The following is an 18,953-nucleotide window of genomic DNA, read 5'->3' as shown; positions in this document are numbered from 1 at the left end:
TGCCGCCGGGCCACGCGCGCGTACCCGGGCGCGGGTGCCGCCGCCGGGCGGTCAGTCCAGGCCCGGCAGCCCGGCGATCCGACCGCTGTCGAGGGCGAACACCGCCCCGGTCCAGGCCGCCATCTCGCAGGAGTTGCCGAAGGTCCGCGCGTACTCGACCGGCCGGCCGTTCCACTGGCCGCTCGCCCTGGCGGTGACCGGCGCGTAGATCATCGGGCAGACGGTGTCCTCGGGCCCCAGGGCGTCGATGTCGCCGTGGACCGCCGCCAGGTCCCGGCAGGCCTCCGCCGCGCGCCCGTGGCCCTGGGGCGGGTCGCACATCAGGAGGGTGCCGCGGGTGTCGCTGGACTGCTCGTCGCCCGTGGTGAGCGTGAGCCGGAGCCAGTTGCCCGGGAGGGTCTCCAGGTCGGCGGCGTGCGCCGGGACCGTCGCGAGGACGAGGAGCGAGGCCGCCGCCGACAGGGCCCCGCGGACCCCGGCCCGTCCCGCCTTCGCGGTGCCCGCCTTCACAGTGGTGGAAAGTGTCATTCCCGATGCATCGGCACTGCGGCCTCGGAACCCCACCCGGACTCACCCGAACGGGAGGGCCCGCCCACGTGCCGCGCGGCCAGGTCGAACGCGGCGAGCACCACCCGCGACTGGTACTCGACCTGGCGCGCCACCGGGATCCAGCGCGCCCCGCAGCCGTCGCGGTAGTCGTCGCACCAGGCGTCGATGAGCCGGTCCAGCTCGGGCAGCACCCCGGCCGGGTCGCTCCCCGCACCGGTGACCAGTTGGTGCAGCAGGCCCGCGGTGCGCAGCGCGAGGCGCCGCCCGGCGATGCGCAGGGTGGCCAGGTGGGCGGTGCTCAGCGGGGGGAGCGGCTGGGCGTCGGCGGTGACGATGTCGGGGTCCCACGCGTCGGCGAGGCCGGGGCAGACCAGTAAATAGTCGTCGACCGGGGCGAGCAGCCGCTCCGTGTCGGGCGTGGTGGGCAGCCGGTGGCGGGTGCGGGCCAGCAGCCGGGCCAGCAGCCGGGAGTCGTGCCGCAGGGTGCGGCTGACCGTGCGCAGGAAGGTCGCCGCGTCGGCCGGTGTGGTGTCGTCCTCCACTGTGGCCACGCCCCACATGGGTGCCTCCACCACAGCCGTCACGGTGCCGTACCGGTAGGGGTGGAACCAGGTCGACTCCACCGCGGCCTCGGTGATGGCCGCGGCCAGATCGCCCCGGCGGGGCGGCGGGATCCGGTAGACGGCGGGGCCCAGGCGGGGCCAGTACAGGGTGTCGTACGGGCCGAGTTCGCGGGGGATGCCGAGGCGGGCCGCGGTGTGGGCGAGGCGGCGGGAGAAGCCGGGCAGGTCGTGGGTCAGCTCGACGAAGCCCCCGCCGACGTCGACGCCGTGCAGGGAGCACTGGAGGAGGGGCCGCAGTTCGTCCTGGAGGGCGAGCAGGGCGCGGGTCTCGGGCAGCGCGGCGTGGTCGGCGCCGTCGGGCAGCCACTCGGGCTGCTCCAGGAAGCCGGGCCGGAAGAAGTTCCGGAAGTAGCGGCCGAGGGTGTACGGGCCGTGCAGCCAGCCCTCGTTGCGGCGCAGTCCGTCGGGGTCGAGGCAGAGCAGGAGGTTCCAGGTGGCGTCCGCCTGGCGGCGGGGGTCGGCCAGGACGCGTTCGGCGAGCCGGAGCACGGTGGCGCCGCCCACGGGTTCATTGGCGTGCGGGCCCGCGACGACCAGGGCCTGACGGGGGCCGTGGCCTACGGAGAGCAGCCAGAGCGGGGTGCCCGCGCGGGAGGTACCGGCGCGGCGCAGGCGCGCCTGGGAGGGGTGGCGGGTGACGAGCGTGGCCGCCCGGGCGCCGAGTTCGTCGACGGTCGGGTAGCGGAGAAGTGGCAGCAGGGCGCACCTCCGCGAGCCGGTGCCGTCGGTTCACTTGATGTGCATGAGGTACGCACAGTCAGTCACGACTTGTGGTGGTGCGTCAACAGTCGTGCATGTACAGGGATTTCACCCACCGCACCCCGTAAAGCCAAGGCCAGAGCTAAGGTCCGGCTTAGTTCACGGCGAGCCGGAACGCCATCTGCCCGAAGCCGACCTGATCGCCCTCGCGGACGACGGCCGCCCCGATGACCCGCCGGCCGTTCACCGTCGTGCCGTTGGTCGAGCCGAGATCCCGCAGCACCCAGAGGCCGCCCTGGCGGCTCAGCTCGGCATGCACCCGGGAGACCGTCTCGTGGGCCAGCCGCAGTCCGTTGGCCGGGTCGCGCCCGATCCGCAGCGGATGGCCGCCGCCGGGGTGCGGCAGCAGCAGCTTGGGCAGCCGCTCGGCCTGCCAGGCCCTGCGCAGCCGTACGCCGAAGCCGGACACGGCCTCTACGGTGCCGAAGACCAGGCGGGAGAACTTGCTCTCCTGGGGCAGGTCGGCGGTCAGGGCGAGCAGTTCGTCGGAGCGGCGGGCGGCGAGGGCCAGTTCCATGCGGCGGATGAACGTGTCGTGCGAGAGCCGGCCCATGGCGACGCCGTCCCGCAGCACGCTCAGCGCTTTGTCGCGCTCCGCGTCGGAGAGCCGCGCGGGGTACGTGTTGAACTCGAAGGACGACGTCACGCTCGTGATTGTCGGTCAGCGGCGCCGGAGTGTCCAGAAAACGAGAAAACCACCGCCACGCACGCGTATCCGACGACACCTGCCGCAAAAGGGAAGATTCAAAAGCGGATTGATCTCGTTTGAAGCACCATGGACGGGCTACATCACGGTGAGCAGACGAAGGGGAACCGTCCGTGCAGTTCGAGGTGTGGGCACCGCAGGCCGGCCGTGTGACGCTCCATTACGGGGACGCCACGCGCGCGTTGGAGCGCGATCCGGAGCGAGAGGGCTGGTGGCAGGGGGAGGCGGAGGCGGCGGACGGCACCCGCTACGGCTACGCGCTGGACGACGGGCCGGTGCTGCCCGACCCGCGCTCGCGCCGCCAGCCCGACGGGCCGGACGGACACAGCGCGGTCGTGGACCACGGCGCCCACGCCTGGCGCGTCGAGTGGGCCGGACGCCCGCTGCCGGGCGCGGTCCTGTACGAGCTGCACGTGGGCACGTACACCGCCGAGGGCACCCTGGACGCGGCCGCCGAACGGCTCGGGCACCTCGTCGAACTGGGCATCACCCACGTCGAGTTGATGCCGCTGTGCCCCTTCCCCGGCCGGCACGGCTGGGGGTACGAGGGGGTCTCGCTGTGGGCGGTGCACGAGCCGTACGGCGGGCCCGCGGCGCTGAAACGGTTTGTCGACCGGGCGCACGAACTCGGGCTCGGGGTCGTTCTGGACGTGGTGCACAACCACCTCGGCCCCTCGGGCAACTACCTGCCGGCCTTCGGGCCGTACTTCACCGAGACCCATCACACCCCGTGGGGCGCGGCCGTCAACCTGGACGCGCCCGGCTCCGACGAGGTGCGGGACTACTTCGTGGGCAGCGCGCTGGCGTGGCTGCGCGACTACCGGATCGACGGGCTGCGGCTCGACGCGGTGCACGCGCTGCGGGACACGCGCGCGTGCCACTTCCTGGAGGATCTGTCGGCGGCGGTGGACGCCCTCGCGGCGGAGGTGGACCGGCCGCTGTTCCTGATCGCCGAGTCGGACCTGAACGACCCGCGGATCATCACCCCGCGCGGGGAGGGCGGCCTCGGGGTCCAGGCGCAGTGGAACGACGACTTCCACCACGCCCTGCACACCGCGCTGACCGGCGAGTCCCAGGGCTACTACGAGGACTTCGCGCGCTCCCCCTTCGCCGCCCTCGCCAAGACGCTCACCGGCGGCTACTTCCACGACGGCAGCTATTCCGGCTTCCGGGGCAGGCATCACGGGCGGGCGCTGGACCGGGCGCGGGTGGCCGGGCACCGGCTGCTGGGCTACAGCCAGACCCACGACCAGGTCGGCAACCGCGCCCAGGGCGACCGGCTCGCCGCCACCCTCTCCCCCGGCCTGCTGGCCTGTGCGGCCACCCTGACGCTGACCGCTCCCTTCACACCGATGCTGTTCATGGGCGAGGAGTGGGCGGCGGGCACGCCCTGGCAGTTCTTCACCGACCACACCGACCCCGAACTGGCCGAGGCGGTACGGCGGGGCAGGCGCCGGGAGTTCGCCGCGCACGGCTGGGCCGAGGAGGACGTACCCGACCCGCAGGACCCGGCGACCCGGGACCGCTCCTGCCTGGACTGGTCCGAGCCGGACCGCGAGCCCCACGCACGCGTACTGGCCTGGTACCGGCGACTCATCGCGCTGCGCCACGAACAGCCCGACCTCACCGACCCCGACCTCGCCGACACCAAGGTGGCCCACGACGAGCGTCAGCGGTGGCTCGCCTTCCGGCGCGGGGACGTCCGGGTGGCCGTCAACCTCGGCAAGGACCCGGCCCGGATCCCCCTGGGCCCACGCCACGCGCGCGTACTGGCCGCGTGGGAGCCGGTGGAGGCGCCCGGCGCGGACGGTGTGCTGCACCTGCCCGGGGAGTCGGGTGTGGTGCTGCTTCAGGAGTGAGCGGGGCTCAGGACCCACCATCCGCTTCGCCGTCCTCGCGCAGCTCGGTCACGCGTTCCAGCAGGATCGCCTCCCAGGCCAGGTCGAGTCGGCGGCGCAGTTCCGGGAGCGGGGTGCGGCCGGGGCCGTCGAGGGCCTCGGCGAGGTGGAGGACCGTGTCGCAGCGGGCCAGCCACAGGCCGCGGAGGCACGGGCGGGCGCCGTAACCCGCCAGGGTGGCGGCGCGGACGGCGGCCGGGGAGCCGACGGCGCGGGCCAGGCCGGCGATGTCCTCGGCGGGGTCCCCGACGACCGCGTCGGTCCAGCCGAGCACACCGCGCACCCGCCCGTCGGCACTCACCACGAGGTGCTCGCCGGTCAGGCCGTGGTGGACGAGGACGGCGGTGGCGGGCTGGGCGGCGAGCTGGACCGCGGCCGCCTGGGTGAGCTGGTGCATGCGGGCGGGGTCGAACTCGTCGGCGGCGGCGAGGCGTCCGGCGGCCCGCTCGGCGCTGCGGCGCAGCGCCTCCAGGGAGCGCGGGCCGGTGCGCGGCACGCCGAGGGACTCGGCCTGCCGGACGGGCACGTCGCGCAGGCCGGTGAGCAGTCCGGCGAGATCGGCCTCGCCGACCGCGGACACGTCGTGCACCTCGGCCGAGCCGCCGGGCACCTTCGTGTCCAGCGTGTAGCTCAGTCCGGGCGCCCACTCGCCGTGCGCGACGCTCGTCGGCACGGCGACCGGGACATGGCCGCGCACAAGGTCGCGCAGCCGCAGCTCGCGGCGCTGCCGGACGGCCCCCTCGCGGTCAGGTGCGAGCCGCAGCACATGGCGGGCGCCGACCCACCACGTCGCGGGTCCGCCGCCCTCGGCGACGGGCCGGACCTCGGGTCCTGCGGAGTCGTCCGCGCCCTCCTTGAGCAGGGAACGGACCAGTCTGCGGACGGTGTCCGCGGTGGGTGTCGGTGCCTGGGTCATGGGTCGCGCCGTGGGTCGCTGGAGGGGTGCCGGAACTGCTGGGAGACCGTCTCAGTCCACTATGACCATCTCGCGGGTGGTCTCGTTGAGGCGTCGGCCGCCGTCCTCGGTGACCGTGACGATGTCCTCGATCCGGACCCCGAACCGCCCGGGCAGATAGATGCCGGGCTCCACCGAGAAGCACATGCCGGGCACCAAGGGCTGTTCCTCGCCCTCGATCATGTACGGCGGCTCGTGCGTGGTGACGCCGATGCCGTGCCCGGTGCGGTGGATGAAGTACTCGCCGTACCCGGCGTCCGTGATCACCGCGCGGGCGGCCCGGTCGACCTCCTGGCACGCCCCGCCGGGCCGTACCGCGCGGAAGCCCGCCTCCTGGGCCTCGCGCACGATGTCGTGCACCCGGCGCTCCTCCTCGGTCGGCTCCCCGACGTGGACGGTGCGGGAGGTGTCGGAGCCGTAGCCGCCCAGGAGGCCACCGAAGTCGAGGACGACCATGTCGCCGCGCTCGATGACGCGGTCGCCCGCCTCGTGGTGCGGGTTGGCGCCGTTCGGGCCGGAGGCGACGATGGTGAAGTCGACCGTGCTGTGGCCGTGCTCGCGCAGCAGCCGGGCCAGGTCCGCGGCGACCTCGGACTCGTGGCGCCCGGCGAAGGAAACCTTCCGGATCTCCTCGTACGTCGCGTCCGCGGCAGCGCCCGCCGCCGCCAGCCGCTCCAGTTCCGCCGCGTCCTTGACCGCGCGGAGCATCGGCAGCGCCTCGGTGAGGGAGGCGTAGGAGGAGCCGGGCAGGGTGTGCGCGAGGCCCAGCAGATGCATGGCCCAGGCGTTGTCGCTGATGCCGAACCGGCCGCCGGAGTCCAGCAGGGCCGCGGTGGCGGCGTAGGGGTCCTTGCCGTCGGTCCAGTCGCGCAGGGTCAGCGCGGGCGCGCCGGCCGCCTTGGCGGCGTCGGGGGCCTCCAGCGCGGGGACGATCAGGGCCGTGTCCTGGCCGGGGACGAGGACCAGCAGGGTGAGCCGTTCGGTGACGGCCGTGGGCGCGTAGCCGGTGAGCCAGACCAGGTCGGGGCCGGGGGCGACGAGCAGCCCGGCCAGACCGGCGTCGGCGGCCGCCCGCGCGGCGCGCTCCATACGGGCGCGGTAGTCGTCGGCGGTGAAGGGAGCGGGCGTACGAGCGGTCATCCGGGCCTCCCTGGGCGGGGTGAAGGTGACTACGGGCAGCATCCTGCCCGGACGGCGGGGGCGGCGCGAGCCGGTCGGCACTCTTGCCCGGACTCTCAGCCCTCCAGGGCCATGCGGACGCCGAGGAGCAGCAGGACGCCTCCGGACACCTGTTCAAGGCGTCGGCGCACCCCCGCGCGGGACAGCAGGCTCTTCATCCGGCCGACGAACCACACGTACAGGCCGTAGTAGCCGATCTCGTAGACCGCCCAGAGCGCGGCCAGGCCGACCATGGCCGGCAGGTGGGGTGCGCCGTCGGGGACGAACTGCGGCAGGAAGGACAGGGCGAAGACGGCCGCCTTGGGGTTGGCGAGGTTGAGCAGCAGCCCCGCGCGGTAGGAGGCCCAGCCGCTGCGGGCGCCATCCGGCGCGGCCTCGTTCTCGGGTTCCTCCCGGCTGCGGCGGGCCGCGCGCAGGGTCTGGACGCCGAAGCCGACGAGGACGACCGCGCCGACGACGCGCATCACGTCGTACGCCACCTCGGAGGCCGTGAGCAGGGCGGTGAGGCCGAAGGCGGCGACCACGCCCCAGACGAAGACGCCGGTCTCGTTGCCGAGCACGGTCAGGAAGCCGGAGCGGCGGCTGTGCAGGGACTGCCGGATGATCAGGACGGTGCTGGGTCCCGGCGAGGCGGCCACCAGGGTGCAGGCGCCCAGGAAGGCGACGAGAGTGGTCAGCATGGGGGTCATGGTGGCCGGGACGGGCCCGTGGGGACAGGGGTTTTCCCGGCGCGGTCGGGAGACCGGATCCCGGACCGGTCAGGTGACGACCCCCGGAACCACGGTGAGCTGCTGGTAGCCGCCGCTCGCATGACGCACGGTCAGGGTGACCTCGCTGCCGGGCTCGGCGTCGGCCACCGCGCGGGCGAGGTCGGCGGCGGTGTCGATCCGGGTCCGGCCGAAGACGAGGAGGATGTCGCCGCGGACCAGCCCCGCCGAGTAGCCGGGGCCGGGCACGTGGACACCGACGACCCGGGCGCCGGCCTTCTCGGCGTCCACCGCCTCCACGCCGAGGGTCGCACCGGCGGGCGCGGGCGCCGGGCCGGGCGTCGCGGACAGGGTGGGCCGGGGCCCGAGCGAGGCGGAGGGGGCGCCGTGGGCGCGGGCGCCCGGCGCCGCCGTCGTCGCCCCCTGCCCGGCCTGCTGGAGTTCGGCGAGTCTGCTCATGCCGATCACGGTGGCGCCGACGGTGCCGAGGCCGACGCCGGACAGCACCAGGACCGTGCCGACGAACAGGGCGAACAGCAGGGTCGTGAGCCGGCGTCCGCGCCGGCGCGCGGCGTGCGGGCGGCGGGCGGCTGCCTTGCGGGGGGAGCCGGCGGGCTCCTGGCCGGGCATCGGCTTGGGACGCAGCGCGGTGTGTTCCATGCATCGCCTCCGGCTGGCGGACTACGGTTCGGCTCCGGCTGAGGACTACCCGGGGCGCCGGCGCACGACCTGCCACGAACGAGTGAGACTGACGCCCGGTCAGAAGCGGAAGCTTCAGGTGCGGAGGCCCGGTCAGGAGCGGAAGCCCGGTCAGGAGCGGAAGCCAGACCCCTCCTCGGACGTCAGCGCGACCGCCAGCTCCCGTGCCGCGCCCTGGAGTGCGCCCGCGTGCACCAGTTCCGCGCGGTGGACGAGCCGGGGATCGGTGACCGGTACGGCGACCCCGCCCGGCACCCCGGTCGCGGCCGTGCGGGGCAGCAGGGTCAGACCGTGGCCCGCGACGGCCAGCGCGGTGAGGACGCGCAGGTCGGTGCCCTCGTAGCGCAGGGCCGGGCGGAAGCCGTGGCCACCGCCCGCCGCGCGGAGTTGGGCGAGCGGCAGACCCGCGTCGGGGGCGTCCAGCCAGCGGGCGTCGACGAGTTCACCGAGACGCAGATTGGGGCGCCGGGCCAGCGGGTGTGCCGCGGGCAGCAGCACGCACACCGGTTCCTCGCCCGCCCCGCGCGTGGTCAGCGGTGCCACGTCGGGCAGCCGCAGCGGATCGCTCGGGGCGGCCAGGCCGTCGACGAGTCCCAGGTCGGCGCCGCCCGTGGCGACGGCGGCCGGGATCGCGTCCCGGGTCAGCACCTTCAGGGTCACCCCGGCGGCCGGGAGCGCAGCGAGGACCCGGGGTCCGAGGGCGGTCGGCGCGGCGGCGAGCGTCAGCCCGTGGGCGGGCGCGGCGGCCAGCCGTACGACGTCGGCGCGGGCCGCGTCCAGGCGCAGCAGCAGCGGGCCCGCGTGCTCCAGCAGGCGCTCGCCCGCCGCGGTGGGCGCGACCGGGCGGCGGGTGAGGAGCGGGGCGCCGAGGTCCTGTTCGAGGGCCGCGATGTGCTGGGACACCGCCGACTGGGTGTAGCCGAGTTCGCGGGCGGCCTCGGAGAAGGAGGCGAGGCGGGCGACGGTGACATAGGTGCGCAGCAGATGCGGGTCCATGGCCACCAGCATCGCATCAGCTCTGCTTATCGGGGGTGCAGCAATCATCGTTGGACGTGAACTCGCGTGGCGCCCAGGATGAACGGCATGACCGAGACCCTCGCGCGGATCGCCCTGGTCGGCGACCGCTCCCCCAATGTCGTGTCGCACACCCGCATCCCCCAGCTCCTCGACGCCCTCGCCGCCCGTGAGCGGCTGCTCCTGGACGCCTACTGGATCCCGTCCGAGCAGGCGGGCGAGCCGGGCGCCGTGGACGGCTTCGACGCGGTGTGGGTGGTGCCGGGCAGCCCGTACCGCAGCGAGGCCGGTGTGCTCGCGGCGATCCGCACCGCACGCGAGCGGGGCATCCCCTTCCTCGGGACCTGCGCCGGGTTCCAGCACGCGCTGCTGGAGTTCGCCCGCCATGTCTGCGGCCTCACCGACGCGGCGCACGCCGAGACCGACCCGGCCGCCGAGGACCCGCTGATCGAGCCGCTGGCCTGTTCGCTGGTGGGCCACGAGGGCGTGGTGGTGGTCGAGCCGGACTCGCTGGCGTGGTCCGTGATCGGCGCGGAGCGGACGGTCGAGCGGTACTTCTGCGCCTACGGTCCCTCGCGCCGCCTCGACGCCCTGAGCGCGCACGGCCTGCGCTTCTCCGGGCGCGACGAGGACGGCCAGGTCCGGATCGCCGAACTGCCCGGCCACCCCTTCTTCCTGGCCTCGCTCTTCCAGCCGGAGCTGTCCGGCGACGGCTCCCGCCCGCACCCGATGGTCACGGCGTGGGCCAGGGCAGCCGTGGAACACGCGGGTCAGCCCGTGTGACGAGGGCGGGCGAGGCCCGGTGAGGGGGCTGGCGAGGCCGTGCGAGAGGGCTGGCGAGGCCCGTTGTCAGTGGCGCCTGTTACGTTCTGTGACATGACCGATCACGCGCTGCGAACGCTGCGGCAGAACCCGCGCCTGGCCGAACTGGCCGCGTTCCCCTTCGAGTTCGACCTGAGCCGTGCCGACCACGGCCATGGCGAGCCGGTCCGCCTCGCCTCGGGCGGACCGATAGAGGTCGTCGCGGGCACGGGCGCGGGCGGTACGTACTTCGTGTGCGCGGACGGCTCGATGCTCTACGCCGACTCCGAGGGCGGGGCCGGAATCATCGGCTCCAGTGTCGAGGAGGCGCTCCAGGTGGTGCTCGGCCTGCCCTGCTGGTTCGACTTCGTGGACCTGTCGCCGCTGGACGGCGAGGAGGTGATCCTCGCGCGGGTCGCGCAGGCCGAGGAGGAGATGCGCGAGGACTGCAGCCTCGACGAGACCCGGGCCGAGCTCCGTGCCGCCCTGGGCTTTCCCGAGCGTTCCCCGGTCGAGCTGGTGACCCTGCTGCACACGGCTCTTCTGCGCACGGAACCCGACTTCCTGCTGCTCACCGAGGACGAGGGCTTCGCCCACCGGCTGCTGGACGAACACCCACGCCCACCACTGTGGGAACCGGTGCTCGCCCGAGGCCGCGCGGATCTGGCCCTGCTGCGGACGAGCGACCCCGCCGGCTGGGACCCGGTGGCCGGGGATCCCGTACGGCGTCGGCTCGCCCTGCGGGCCGCGCAGTTCGACCGGGCGGACGGAGATCTGGAGCTGCTGCGGTATCTGCTCCGGCGCGAGACCGAGTCGTCGATGACGGACGAACTGCGGCTCGCCGCGGTCCTCGTGGGGCGGTACGGAGACATCGGCGATCTTCCGCTGCTGTACGAGGTCCGGGAGACGGACTACGACACGCACTGCGGCCTCAGCGAGATCCCCGAGCCGGGCGCGGACGCCGCTGAGCTGCTGCGCTGGGCCGAGGAGCTGGACGAGTGCATGTTCGGCACCGACCCGGCCGACGAACCACTGGCGACCTGGACCGAACTCGCCCTGGACCAGGGCCTGACCGAGCTGGCCCGGGTGGCACTGATCCGCGCGCTGGACGAGGTCTTCCTGGACCAGAGCGTCCTGCGGCGGCCCGGTGATCCGACCCGGCTGGAGATGTCCCGGATCAGCGGGCTGGCCGTCGAGTTGGAACAGGCGGGCGACCTCGCTCAGGCGCTGCGCGCCCGGCGCTTGCACGTCACCCTCCAGGAGACGGCGTGGGACCGGATCTCGGGGCGTCTCGACCAGGCCCGGCTGGAGCGGGTCTGCGGGCAACTTCCGCAGGCCATCGGCACATTGGCCGCGATACGCACCCTCCTGGCCGACCCCGGCGACGACTCCCTGAGGTACTGGGACCAGGTGAACTTCGGCCGCTTCATAGCCAGGGAGCACTACGCCCTGACCCGGGCCCTCGTCGACGCCGACCTCCCGGAGGAGGCTCGCACCCTGCTCGCCGCGGCCGACGCGATACTCGGCGAGCTCTCGGGACAGGGCATGCAGAGCCAACGGGAGCTCGCCGAGGAAACGGCGGAGCGGGTGCGGGACTTCAGGGACCTCGGCTAGAGGCTTGCGCTGACGGGCACGGCCGGCGCCCGGCCCGGCAGGAAGCCGTGGGCCCGGCGGGACAGGTACTCAGGCTTGTAGCGGTCGACCGAGCGATGCCAGTTCAGGATGCCCGCCATCCAGTTCCGCAGGTCGGCCACATAGGCGTCCATGGCGTCCCGCGCCTCGCCGGAGAGACCGAAGTCGTCGTACACGACCGGCAGTTCATGCGCGACGACATGCTCGAACTGCCGCATGCGCTGGGTCAGCAGATCGTTCACGACACCGAGCGCGGTCGGGTAGTCGCAGCCGAAGAAGTTCTGCACGACGAGGATCGAGTTGTGGATCTCGCCCTCGTACTGGATCTCCTTCTGGTACGAGAAGACATCGTTGAGGAGACAGCCGTAGTCCATGGCGGCGTTCTCCAGGGAGCGCACCGGACCGCTGCGGTACACCTCCGGGGGGACCGCGGGGCCGTGGCCCATCCGGCACAGGGCCATGGTGAGATCGGAGCCGAAGGTGGCCCGGCGCATCTCCAGGTAGTCGACCGGGTCGGGGACGCGGTGCTGGAGCTGGTTGGACAGCTCCCACACCCAGCTCTCGGTCATGACGTTCACCGCGTCCTTGAAGGTGCGCCGCTGCCCGGGCGTCATCTCCGCGGTGGTCCGGGCCCACAGGTCGACGAGTCCGCGCTCCATGGCGTTGGCGGGGACGATGAGGCTCTCCTTGCCGTCGACGGGCATGCAGTCGGCCAGGCGGCGCGTGGTGAGGTGGGCGGCGGCCAGGTCGCGGCGGTTGCCGAAGACGAGGGGGTAGTAGTCATCGCCGTAGGTGCCCCAGGCCAGCCAGTGCGCGCTGAGGTCGAGGGCCTCCTCGGTGGCGTCGGGGTCCAGGCCCGCCGAGCACAGCGCGAGGTCGGCGGCGGCGAGCCGGTCCTCGTCCCAGACGCCCTCCGTCAGGATCCCCATGCGGTGGGACCAGTCGACCAGCCGCTGCCGGGCGCCGGGCAGATGCGGGCACAGCTCCACCTGGAAGGGCATGTGGATGTCGGGGATGAGGGACGGCCCGACGTTCTGGAACGGCACATGCGTGTAGGCGCGCAGGCGTTCGGCACCTGCCGAGGCGAGCAGGGCGCCGATGTCGGCCGCGGAGGTGCCGGGGCCGGTGAGGCCGTGCCAGGGGTTGGTGGAGCGGGCACGCTCGTTCATGTACCGGCTGGAGCGCAGATGCCATTCGTGGCCGCCGGACTGCCAGTCCTGGAGGCCCTGGGTGTAGGCGGCGACCGCGGCGACCTCGTCCGGCGTCAGACCCCGTTCCACGGCCAGCGCGGGGACCTCTGTGAGGGCGGTGTGCTCGAACTGGTGGAGCCGGGAGGTGAGGACGTCGTTGACGGCTTCGGCGGCCTCCTGGGTCGTACAGCCGAAGAAGGTCTCCAGCACCAGGACGCCGTTGCTGAGTTCGCCCTCGTCGTCGACCTCGCGCTGGTAGGAGAAGAGGTCGTTGCGCAGGTGCACGGCGTCCGAGAAGGTCTCCATCAGCACCCGCATGGGCCTGGACCCGGAGACGGAGTCGGGGACCTCGGCGCGCGCGTACTCCACGAGTCCGGCCGACCAGGGTGCGCCGCCCACCTTGCGGCGCATCTCGATGTACTCGACGGGGTTGGCGATCCGCCCCTCGTTGATGTTGGACAGCTCCCACATGGACTCGTTCAGCAGATGCTCGGTGGCGACGGCGAAGCGGCGGCGCCAGTCGGCGGACATCGCCGGAATGGTGCGCGCCCAGAGGTCGGCGAGGCCCGCCTCCACCGGGTTCTCCGGCTCGGGCATCGCCGTCGCGGGGTCCATCGGCATGAACAGGGCGAGCCGGTCGAGATGCGCCTTGCCCGCCGCGCGGTTCTGGGTGCGCTTGAACATGTCCAGGAAGTGGTCGTCGAAGAAGAAGACCCACACGTACCAGTCGGTGATCAGGGAGAGGGCGGGGCCGTCGCATTCGGGGTGGGTGTAGGCGCAGAGCAGTCCGTAGTCATGCGCTTCGAGATCGGACTGCTCCCAGATCCCGGATCCCTCCAGCATGCCCATCTCGCGCGCCCACGCCGTCGAGTGGGCGCGCGCCTCGTCGACATGCGGGTTGAGCCGCGCGGGATACGGCATGTAGAAGTGCGGGAGTTCGAAGGGCTGCTGCGTCATGGCCGGGCCCTACCCGGGGCCCTCAACGGGCATCCGCCCGCCGGGACATGATCACACCATCGCGTGAACCGGGGACGAACCGTGAACTCCCGGGAGCCCTTGTGGCGTTCGCCTCCGCACCCGTGTGGCGGGACTGTACGCCTGCCGAACCGCGTGCTCTTGCCGAGGCCGGGCCGGGGCGCCACCGTGTTCGCATGACCTCCTTCACGCTCCCACATGAGCTGCACGGCGACGGTGCCCACAAGGTGTTCGCGGTGCATGGCTGGTTCGCCGACCGGTCCGCGTACGCGAGCGTCCTGCCCGACCTCGACACCATGTCCTTCACGTACGCGCTGGTCGATCTGCGCGGCTACGGCGAGGCGAAGGACGCCGTCGGCGCGTACTCGACGGCCGAGGCGGCGCAGGATCTGCTGGAGCTGGCCGACCGGCTCGGCTGGGAGCGGTTCTCGGTGGTGGGGCACTCGATGGGCGGGGCGGTGGCCCAGCGGCTGCTGGCGCTGGCGCCGGGGCGGCTGCGCCGGATCGTGGGCGTCTCCCCGGTGCCCGCCTCGGGGCTGCCGCTCCCGGCCGACCAGTGGGAGCTGTTCGCGGACGCGGCGCAGCTGCCGGAGAACCGCCGGACGATCATCGACTTCACGACCGGCGGGGTACGGCCCGCGGCCTGGCTGGAGCGCATGGTGGCCCGCTCCGTCGCGGTGAGCGACCCGAAGGCGTTCCGGTCCTGGCTTGACTCCTGGGCGGGGGAGGACTTCCACGCCGAGGTGGCGGGCGCACGGGTGCCCGCGCTGGCGGTCGCGGGCCGGCTGGACCCGGCGCTGTCGGCCGCGCTGCTGCGGGAGACCTGGCGGCGCTGGTACCCCTACGGCGAGGTGCGCGAGCTGTCGGGGGCCGGGCACTACGCGATGGACGAGTCCCCGCTGGAGCTGATCCAGGTGGTGGAGGCGTTCCTCGACGCGGACGACGAGGACGACGTGGACGACGAGGGCGACGAAGAGGCCGAGCCCGAGGGCGAGGAGGCGTGACCGTCCGGCCCTCCCCGCCCGTCCCCGATGTCTTCGATCCCCGGCAGTACGCCACCGGTGTCCCCTACGCCTCCTATCGCGTCCTGCGCGACCACCACCCGGTGGCCTGGCAGGACGAGCCCGAGGTGCTGGGCTGGCCGGCCGGCCCGGGGTTCTGGGCGGTGACCCGGCACGCGGACGTGGTCCGGGTGCTGAAGGACCCGCTGACGTACTCCTCCCATCTCGGCGCCACCCAGATCCGGGATCCCGACCCGGCGGACCTGCCGTTCATCCGGCGGATGATGCTCAATCAGGATCCGCCGGGACACGGCAGGTTGCGGCGCCTCGTGAGCCGGGCCTTCACCCCGGGCCGGGTCGACCGGTTCACCGCGCTCGCCGAGAAGCGTGCCCAGAGCCTGTTCGCGGGGGCCCTGGAGACGGCCCGGGAGCAGGACGGCACCGTCGACCTCGTCACCGCCGTGACCGATGACTACGCCCTGCTCAATCTGGCCGATCTGCTGGGCGTCCCCGAGCGGGACCGCGGGCTGCTGCTGCACTGGACGCAGCGGGTCATCGGGTACCAGGACCCCGACGAGTCCGGACCGCCGGTGCTGGACGGGGCAGGGAAACCGGTCAATCCGCGGTCCCCGGCGCTGCTGCGGGACATGTTCGACTACGCCGGCGAACTGGCCGTGTACAAGCGCCGGTACCCGGCGGACGACGTGCTGACCATCCTCGCGCACGACGCCGAACTCACCGGCCCCGAGCTGGAGATGTTCTTCTTCCTGCTCACCGTCGCCGGGAACGACACCGTGCGCGGCGCGGCCCCGGGCGGACTGCTGGCGCTGGCCGAGCACCCTCAGTCGTACGAGCGGCTGCGTGCGGGGGACATCGAACTCGGCCCGGCCGTCGACGAGTTGCTGCGCTGGCATCCGCCGGTGCTGAGCTTCCGCCGTACCGCCGACTGCGACACCGAGCTGGCCGGGCGGCGGATCCGGGCCGGGGACAAGGTCGTGGTCTTCCATGCCTCAGCAAACCGGGACGAGCGGGTCTTCGCTGCCCCGGACCGGCTGGACCTGACCCGTACGCCGAACCCGCATGTCTCCTTCGGTGACGGCCCGCATGTCTGTCTGGGCGCGCACTTCGCCCGGCTGCAACTGCGGGTGCTGTACCGGGAGGCGCTGCGGACCCTGCCGGTACTGCGCGGCGCGGGCCCGCCCGTCCGGCTGGTGTCGAACTTCATCAACGGAATCAAGTCGCTGCCGGTCGAGGTGACTTGAGCGTCAGCGGCGAACCTGGATCAGGCCGTGGCCGCCACTCGTGCGCCAGCGCTGTCCCTCGGCGGCGGTCAGGGCGGCCTCCGTCCCGGCGTCGAGGCCGGTGATCACCTCGGACTTCAGGGTGCGCAGCGCGGCGACGGGCCCGGGGAACCAGGCGGTGACGTCCGCGAAGGCGGTGGTCGGCGGCCATCTGCGGTCCCCCACCAGACGGCGGTAGTTGAGATCGCCCTTGAGGATCGTCAGCGTGGCCCGCGCCAGCTCCTCGCGGAGGTCGCCGGGCATCCGCTCGTACGGCAGGGGCGCGCAGGAGAAGGGGTGGGCGCGGACCGTGAGCCGCCCGTCGGTCAGCGCCGTCCACAGGGTGTCGCCGTACGCCCGCGCCGCGCCCGGTGCCGCCCTGAGCCTGTGCAGGGCGTCGAGTACGTCGGCGGGGGTGGCGTCGGAGACGAAGTACGGGTGCGGTTTGACGTGCAGGACGGCCCGCTCCAGGCGCCCCTGGCCGAGCAGGTGGGCGATCAGGAGGAGGTCGGGGATGAGTTCGCGGCCGGCGTTGTCGGCGATCAGGCACAGAAGCGGAGCCCTCCGCAGCAGGGACCTCAGGGCCGCGCTGTCGTCGGCGACCAGGGGCGGGGTGCCGGAAGGGTCGGTACCGTCGGCGGCGGACAGCCGGAAGCCGAGGTCGGCGCGGTTGCCCCACAGCGAGCCGTGCAGCAGGGCCCGGTCCCGCTCGTCGGGGGAGAGTGCGGCGAGACCGTCCAGCGCGGACAGTTCCTCGTCCGTCTCCGGGGAGTCCAGCTCGGCCAGCTTGGCGGGGCGGAAGGGGTCGACGCCCTGCCAGGTGCCGGGGGTGAAGTAGCCGACGGCGCCGAGGAGTCGGCGGTAGAAGTAGTTCTCCGACCACAGCCACGGTACGTCGGCCCAGGGGCGGCCCGCGTAGGTGTCGGTGCCCCATTCCCGCCAGCGGTCCCGGTCGTGGGCGTCGGCGGGGAGCGGCTCGATCACGCCCTTGGTGCAGTCGTGCAGCAGCGCGTCGAGCGCGGCCTGCCGGTCGGGGCCGTACGGGAGCGCCGTGCGGACCTGCTCGATGATGGCGGGGTGGCGCTCGGTGAGGACGGCGTAGGGGAAGCTGCCGGGTTCGTCGCCGAGGATCACGGGCGGGGTGTCGTCCATGCGGCGACGGTATCGCGCGCACCGGGCCCGTCCCCGGCTCAGACGCCTCTGGCCTCCCGCTCCAGCTGGGTGGCGAGGGTGAGGTAGCGGGGACGGCGGGGCACCGGGACCATGCCGCGGATGAGCAGGGCCCACATCTCGGCGACCCGGCGGGGCTGCCGGGCGACCGGTTCGACGGAGCGGCCGACCGTGCGGGTGCCGACGAAGAAGCAGACGAGGGAGTGGGCCGCGGCGTCGATGTCGACATCCGGATGGACGTCCGACTCCTTGACCGCGCCGAGGAGTTTGCGGGAGGCGATCTCCAGCCACTCCGAGAACGGGTGCTGCATCGGCGCCTTGACGGCGACCGGGCCGGTGGCGAGCCGGAGCCCGGCCCGCGGGATCGGTCCCTCGACCGACATCCGGGTTATGCCGAAAGTGGTGCGCATCAGCGCTTCCAGGGAGGAGTAGCCGCGGGCGTCCATCTCTCCGGCGATCTGGCGGGAGGCCTGCGACTGGAGCTCCATGATCGCGTGCGCGAGGTCTTCCTTCGCCGCGAAGTGGAAGTACAGGGCGCCCTTGGTGACTTGGGCGTGCTCGACGATGTCGCTCAGACTGGTCGATTCGTAGCCACGACGATCGAACAGGTCAGCGGCAGCGGTGATGATCGTCGCGCGGGTCTGCTCTGCGCGTAACTGCCTCGCCATCGGCTGAACTCTCCTGGGACGGAAAAGAACGGGTCATGCCGTTTGTTTTTTACTCCGCATACACCATAGCTCACTGCGCGACCGTGCCCACCCGGCATGCGAAGACTGCTGAATCCCCTTGCACACCGATGACTTGGAGCTGATCGTCCGGACCGGGCTCCGCCTCGATCCACGTGGGCTGATCCAGCTCCGCATACCGGTCGAAGGTCGCGTGGAAGGATATGGGGGCGCGCCGCCCGCCTCCTGTCACCCGGGCCGCCTGACCGGCCGCCTCCAGGAGCAGCATGCCGGGGACATGATCCAGGGGGTGGTCGAAAAAAACGGGATGCGCGGTATCCACGCGCAACTGCCAGCGCCCCGGACGGTCCGGCCGGGCCAGGACGACATCGGCGGGGACCGTGCGCTCCACCAGGGCGGGCGGCACTCCGGGCGGTGGGTCAAGTGCCTGGACGTTGGCGGCCGTTCGGCCGCCGCGCAGTCTGCGGTAGACCGGTTCGCTGGTCCAGGAGGCGGCGAAGAACGCGCTCGCGACCTGCGTGTTCTCGATGGTCACGGTCGCGGTGAGGTGGAAGGCGACCACGCGTCCGGCGCGGCGCCGGACGTCGAAGATCGTGATGTCGACGACCGGTTCGGCGGGTGCCGGACCCACGGCGAGGTGTTCGGGCCGGGTACTGACACGCAGTTCCTGCAACACGAACCGGTGGTCCAGCGGCACGTCGTACTCGGTGTGGGCGAGGAGCGTGCCGCCCTGGCGGACGGTTTCGGTGACGAGCAGCGGCTCGTATGCGGTACGGTCGCTCGAAACGTGCAGCGGATGGGCTCGCGGCCATTGCGCGGCTACCCTGAACTGGTCGGTTCCGATCCGCCGCCAGCCGGTGAGGAGGGTCTCGGCGAAGGCCGCGCGATGCACCAACTGGCGGGGCACGGCGGCGGTGAGGGCGTCGGACGCCGTAGGGAAATCGACGAGTTGCGGCAATTCAGGCATGTCTCTCCCTGGCTCCCCCGACAGTGTTGACAGACGGCGAGGTGCCCGTGCCGTGAGCGCTAGAGTACGAGCCGACCGGTTTGTTTTCAATGAGACCAGGGTGACCAGGATCGGTGCGCGTCCGCGCCGTCGCACTGTGGGCCATCCCGTCAACTCGGCGCA

17 protein-coding genes are annotated in these 18,953 nt (G+C 73.0%); 5 read left to right on the top strand and 12 right to left on the bottom strand.

The annotated features are described in order from the left end of the window. Positions 1 to 51: 51 nt before the first annotated feature. From STRCI_RS31585 to STRCI_RS31575, 3 genes are all read right to left on the bottom strand, one after another. On the bottom strand, positions 52 to 528 hold the full coding sequence (locus tag STRCI_RS31585) for an SSI family serine proteinase inhibitor (protein ID WP_269662354.1): 477 nt from the start codon (positions 526 to 528) through the stop codon (positions 52 to 54). After that, positions 525 to 1,871, bottom strand: coding sequence for a M14 family zinc carboxypeptidase (locus STRCI_RS31580; protein ID WP_269664697.1), 1,347 nt, complete (start codon positions 1,869 to 1,871; stop codon positions 525 to 527). Before STRCI_RS31580 ends, STRCI_RS31585 begins: the two co-directional genes overlap by 4 nt. A 154-nt stretch (positions 1,872 to 2,025) precedes the next feature. Next, positions 2,026 to 2,577, bottom strand: a complete 552-nt coding sequence (locus tag STRCI_RS31575; protein ID WP_269662353.1) for a DUF1707 and FHA domain-containing protein — start codon at positions 2,575 to 2,577, stop codon at positions 2,026 to 2,028. A gap of 173 nt (positions 2,578 to 2,750) precedes the next feature. Here STRCI_RS31575 and treZ point away from each other — a divergent pair, with 173 nt between their 5' ends. Beyond that, the gene (treZ, locus tag STRCI_RS31570; RefSeq protein ID WP_269662352.1) at positions 2,751 to 4,496 is read left to right on the top strand and encodes a malto-oligosyltrehalose trehalohydrolase; all 1,746 of its coding nucleotides are present in this window, start codon (positions 2,751 to 2,753) and stop codon (positions 4,494 to 4,496) included. Between the two features lie 7 nt (positions 4,497 to 4,503). On the opposite strand, the gene STRCI_RS31565 is transcribed toward treZ, so the two are convergent. From STRCI_RS31565 to STRCI_RS31545, 5 genes are all read right to left on the bottom strand, one after another. Beyond that, a complete protein-coding gene (locus tag STRCI_RS31565) occupies positions 4,504 to 5,451 on the bottom strand; it encodes an aminoglycoside phosphotransferase family protein (RefSeq protein ID WP_269662351.1) in 948 nt (315 codons plus the stop codon). 51 nt (positions 5,452 to 5,502) lie between these two features. Then, on the bottom strand, positions 5,503 to 6,630 hold the full coding sequence (locus STRCI_RS31560) for an aminopeptidase P family protein (RefSeq protein ID WP_269662350.1): 1,128 nt from the start codon (positions 6,628 to 6,630) through the stop codon (positions 5,503 to 5,505). A gap of 95 nt (positions 6,631 to 6,725) precedes the next feature. Beyond that, the gene (locus STRCI_RS31555; protein ID WP_269662349.1) at positions 6,726 to 7,349 is read right to left on the bottom strand and encodes a LysE family translocator; all 624 of its coding nucleotides are present in this window, start codon (positions 7,347 to 7,349) and stop codon (positions 6,726 to 6,728) included. A gap of 78 nt (positions 7,350 to 7,427) precedes the next feature. Next, the gene (locus STRCI_RS31550) at positions 7,428 to 8,036 is read right to left on the bottom strand and encodes a PDZ domain-containing protein (RefSeq protein ID WP_269662348.1); all 609 of its coding nucleotides are present in this window, start codon (positions 8,034 to 8,036) and stop codon (positions 7,428 to 7,430) included. A 150-nt stretch (positions 8,037 to 8,186) separates the two neighbouring features. Beyond that, the gene (locus tag STRCI_RS31545; RefSeq protein ID WP_269662347.1) at positions 8,187 to 9,071 is read right to left on the bottom strand and encodes a LysR family transcriptional regulator; all 885 of its coding nucleotides are present in this window, start codon (positions 9,069 to 9,071) and stop codon (positions 8,187 to 8,189) included. Between the two features lie 87 nt (positions 9,072 to 9,158). On the opposite strand from STRCI_RS31545, the gene STRCI_RS31540 reads away from it, so the two are divergent. Further along, positions 9,159 to 9,872, top strand: coding sequence for a CTP synthase C-terminal region-related (seleno)protein (locus tag STRCI_RS31540; protein ID WP_269662346.1), 714 nt, complete (start codon positions 9,159 to 9,161; stop codon positions 9,870 to 9,872). Positions 9,873 to 9,965: 93 nt separating this feature from the next. Then, positions 9,966 to 11,504: a hypothetical protein gene (locus STRCI_RS31535; RefSeq protein ID WP_269662345.1), complete on the top strand. Its 1,539-nt coding sequence runs from the start codon at positions 9,966 to 9,968 to the stop codon at positions 11,502 to 11,504. Here the strand turns inward: STRCI_RS31535 and cyc2 are convergent. Beyond that, positions 11,501 to 13,669, bottom strand: a complete 2,169-nt coding sequence (gene cyc2, locus STRCI_RS31530; RefSeq protein WP_269662344.1) for a germacradienol/geosmin synthase Cyc2 — start codon at positions 13,667 to 13,669, stop codon at positions 11,501 to 11,503. The two genes, STRCI_RS31535 and cyc2, sit on opposite strands and share 4 nt — an antisense overlap. Before the next feature lie 194 nt (positions 13,670 to 13,863). On the opposite strand from cyc2, the gene STRCI_RS31525 reads away from it, so the two are divergent. Further along, positions 13,864 to 14,691, top strand: coding sequence for an alpha/beta fold hydrolase (locus tag STRCI_RS31525; RefSeq protein WP_269662343.1), 828 nt, complete (start codon positions 13,864 to 13,866; stop codon positions 14,689 to 14,691). Continuing rightward, positions 14,688 to 15,950: a cytochrome P450 gene (locus STRCI_RS31520; protein WP_269662342.1), complete on the top strand. Its 1,263-nt coding sequence runs from the start codon at positions 14,688 to 14,690 to the stop codon at positions 15,948 to 15,950. Before STRCI_RS31525 ends, STRCI_RS31520 begins: the two co-directional genes overlap by 4 nt. 3 nt (positions 15,951 to 15,953) lie before the next feature. Here the strand turns inward: STRCI_RS31520 and STRCI_RS31515 are convergent, their stop codons facing one another. The 3 genes from STRCI_RS31515 to STRCI_RS31505 form a co-directional block, all read right to left on the bottom strand. Further along, positions 15,954 to 17,120, bottom strand: a complete 1,167-nt coding sequence (locus STRCI_RS31515) for a damage-control phosphatase ARMT1 family protein (protein ID WP_269662341.1) — start codon at positions 17,118 to 17,120, stop codon at positions 15,954 to 15,956. Between the two features lie 38 nt (positions 17,121 to 17,158). Then, on the bottom strand, positions 17,159 to 17,806 hold the full coding sequence (locus STRCI_RS31510; protein WP_269662340.1) for a ScbR family autoregulator-binding transcription factor: 648 nt from the start codon (positions 17,804 to 17,806) through the stop codon (positions 17,159 to 17,161). Positions 17,807 to 17,876: 70 nt separating this feature from the next. Continuing rightward, the gene (locus tag STRCI_RS31505) at positions 17,877 to 18,791 is read right to left on the bottom strand and encodes a ScbA/BarX family gamma-butyrolactone biosynthesis protein (RefSeq protein ID WP_269662339.1); all 915 of its coding nucleotides are present in this window, start codon (positions 18,789 to 18,791) and stop codon (positions 17,877 to 17,879) included. Positions 18,792 to 18,953: the final 162 nt, after the last annotated feature.

It is taken from the genome of Streptomyces cinnabarinus, assembly GCF_027270315.1.
GTDB classification, from domain to species: Bacteria; Actinomycetota; Actinomycetes; order Streptomycetales; family Streptomycetaceae; genus Streptomyces; species Streptomyces cinnabarinus.
Note: the sequence above shows the minus strand (reverse complement) of the source record. Positions and strands in the feature narration are given on the sequence as shown.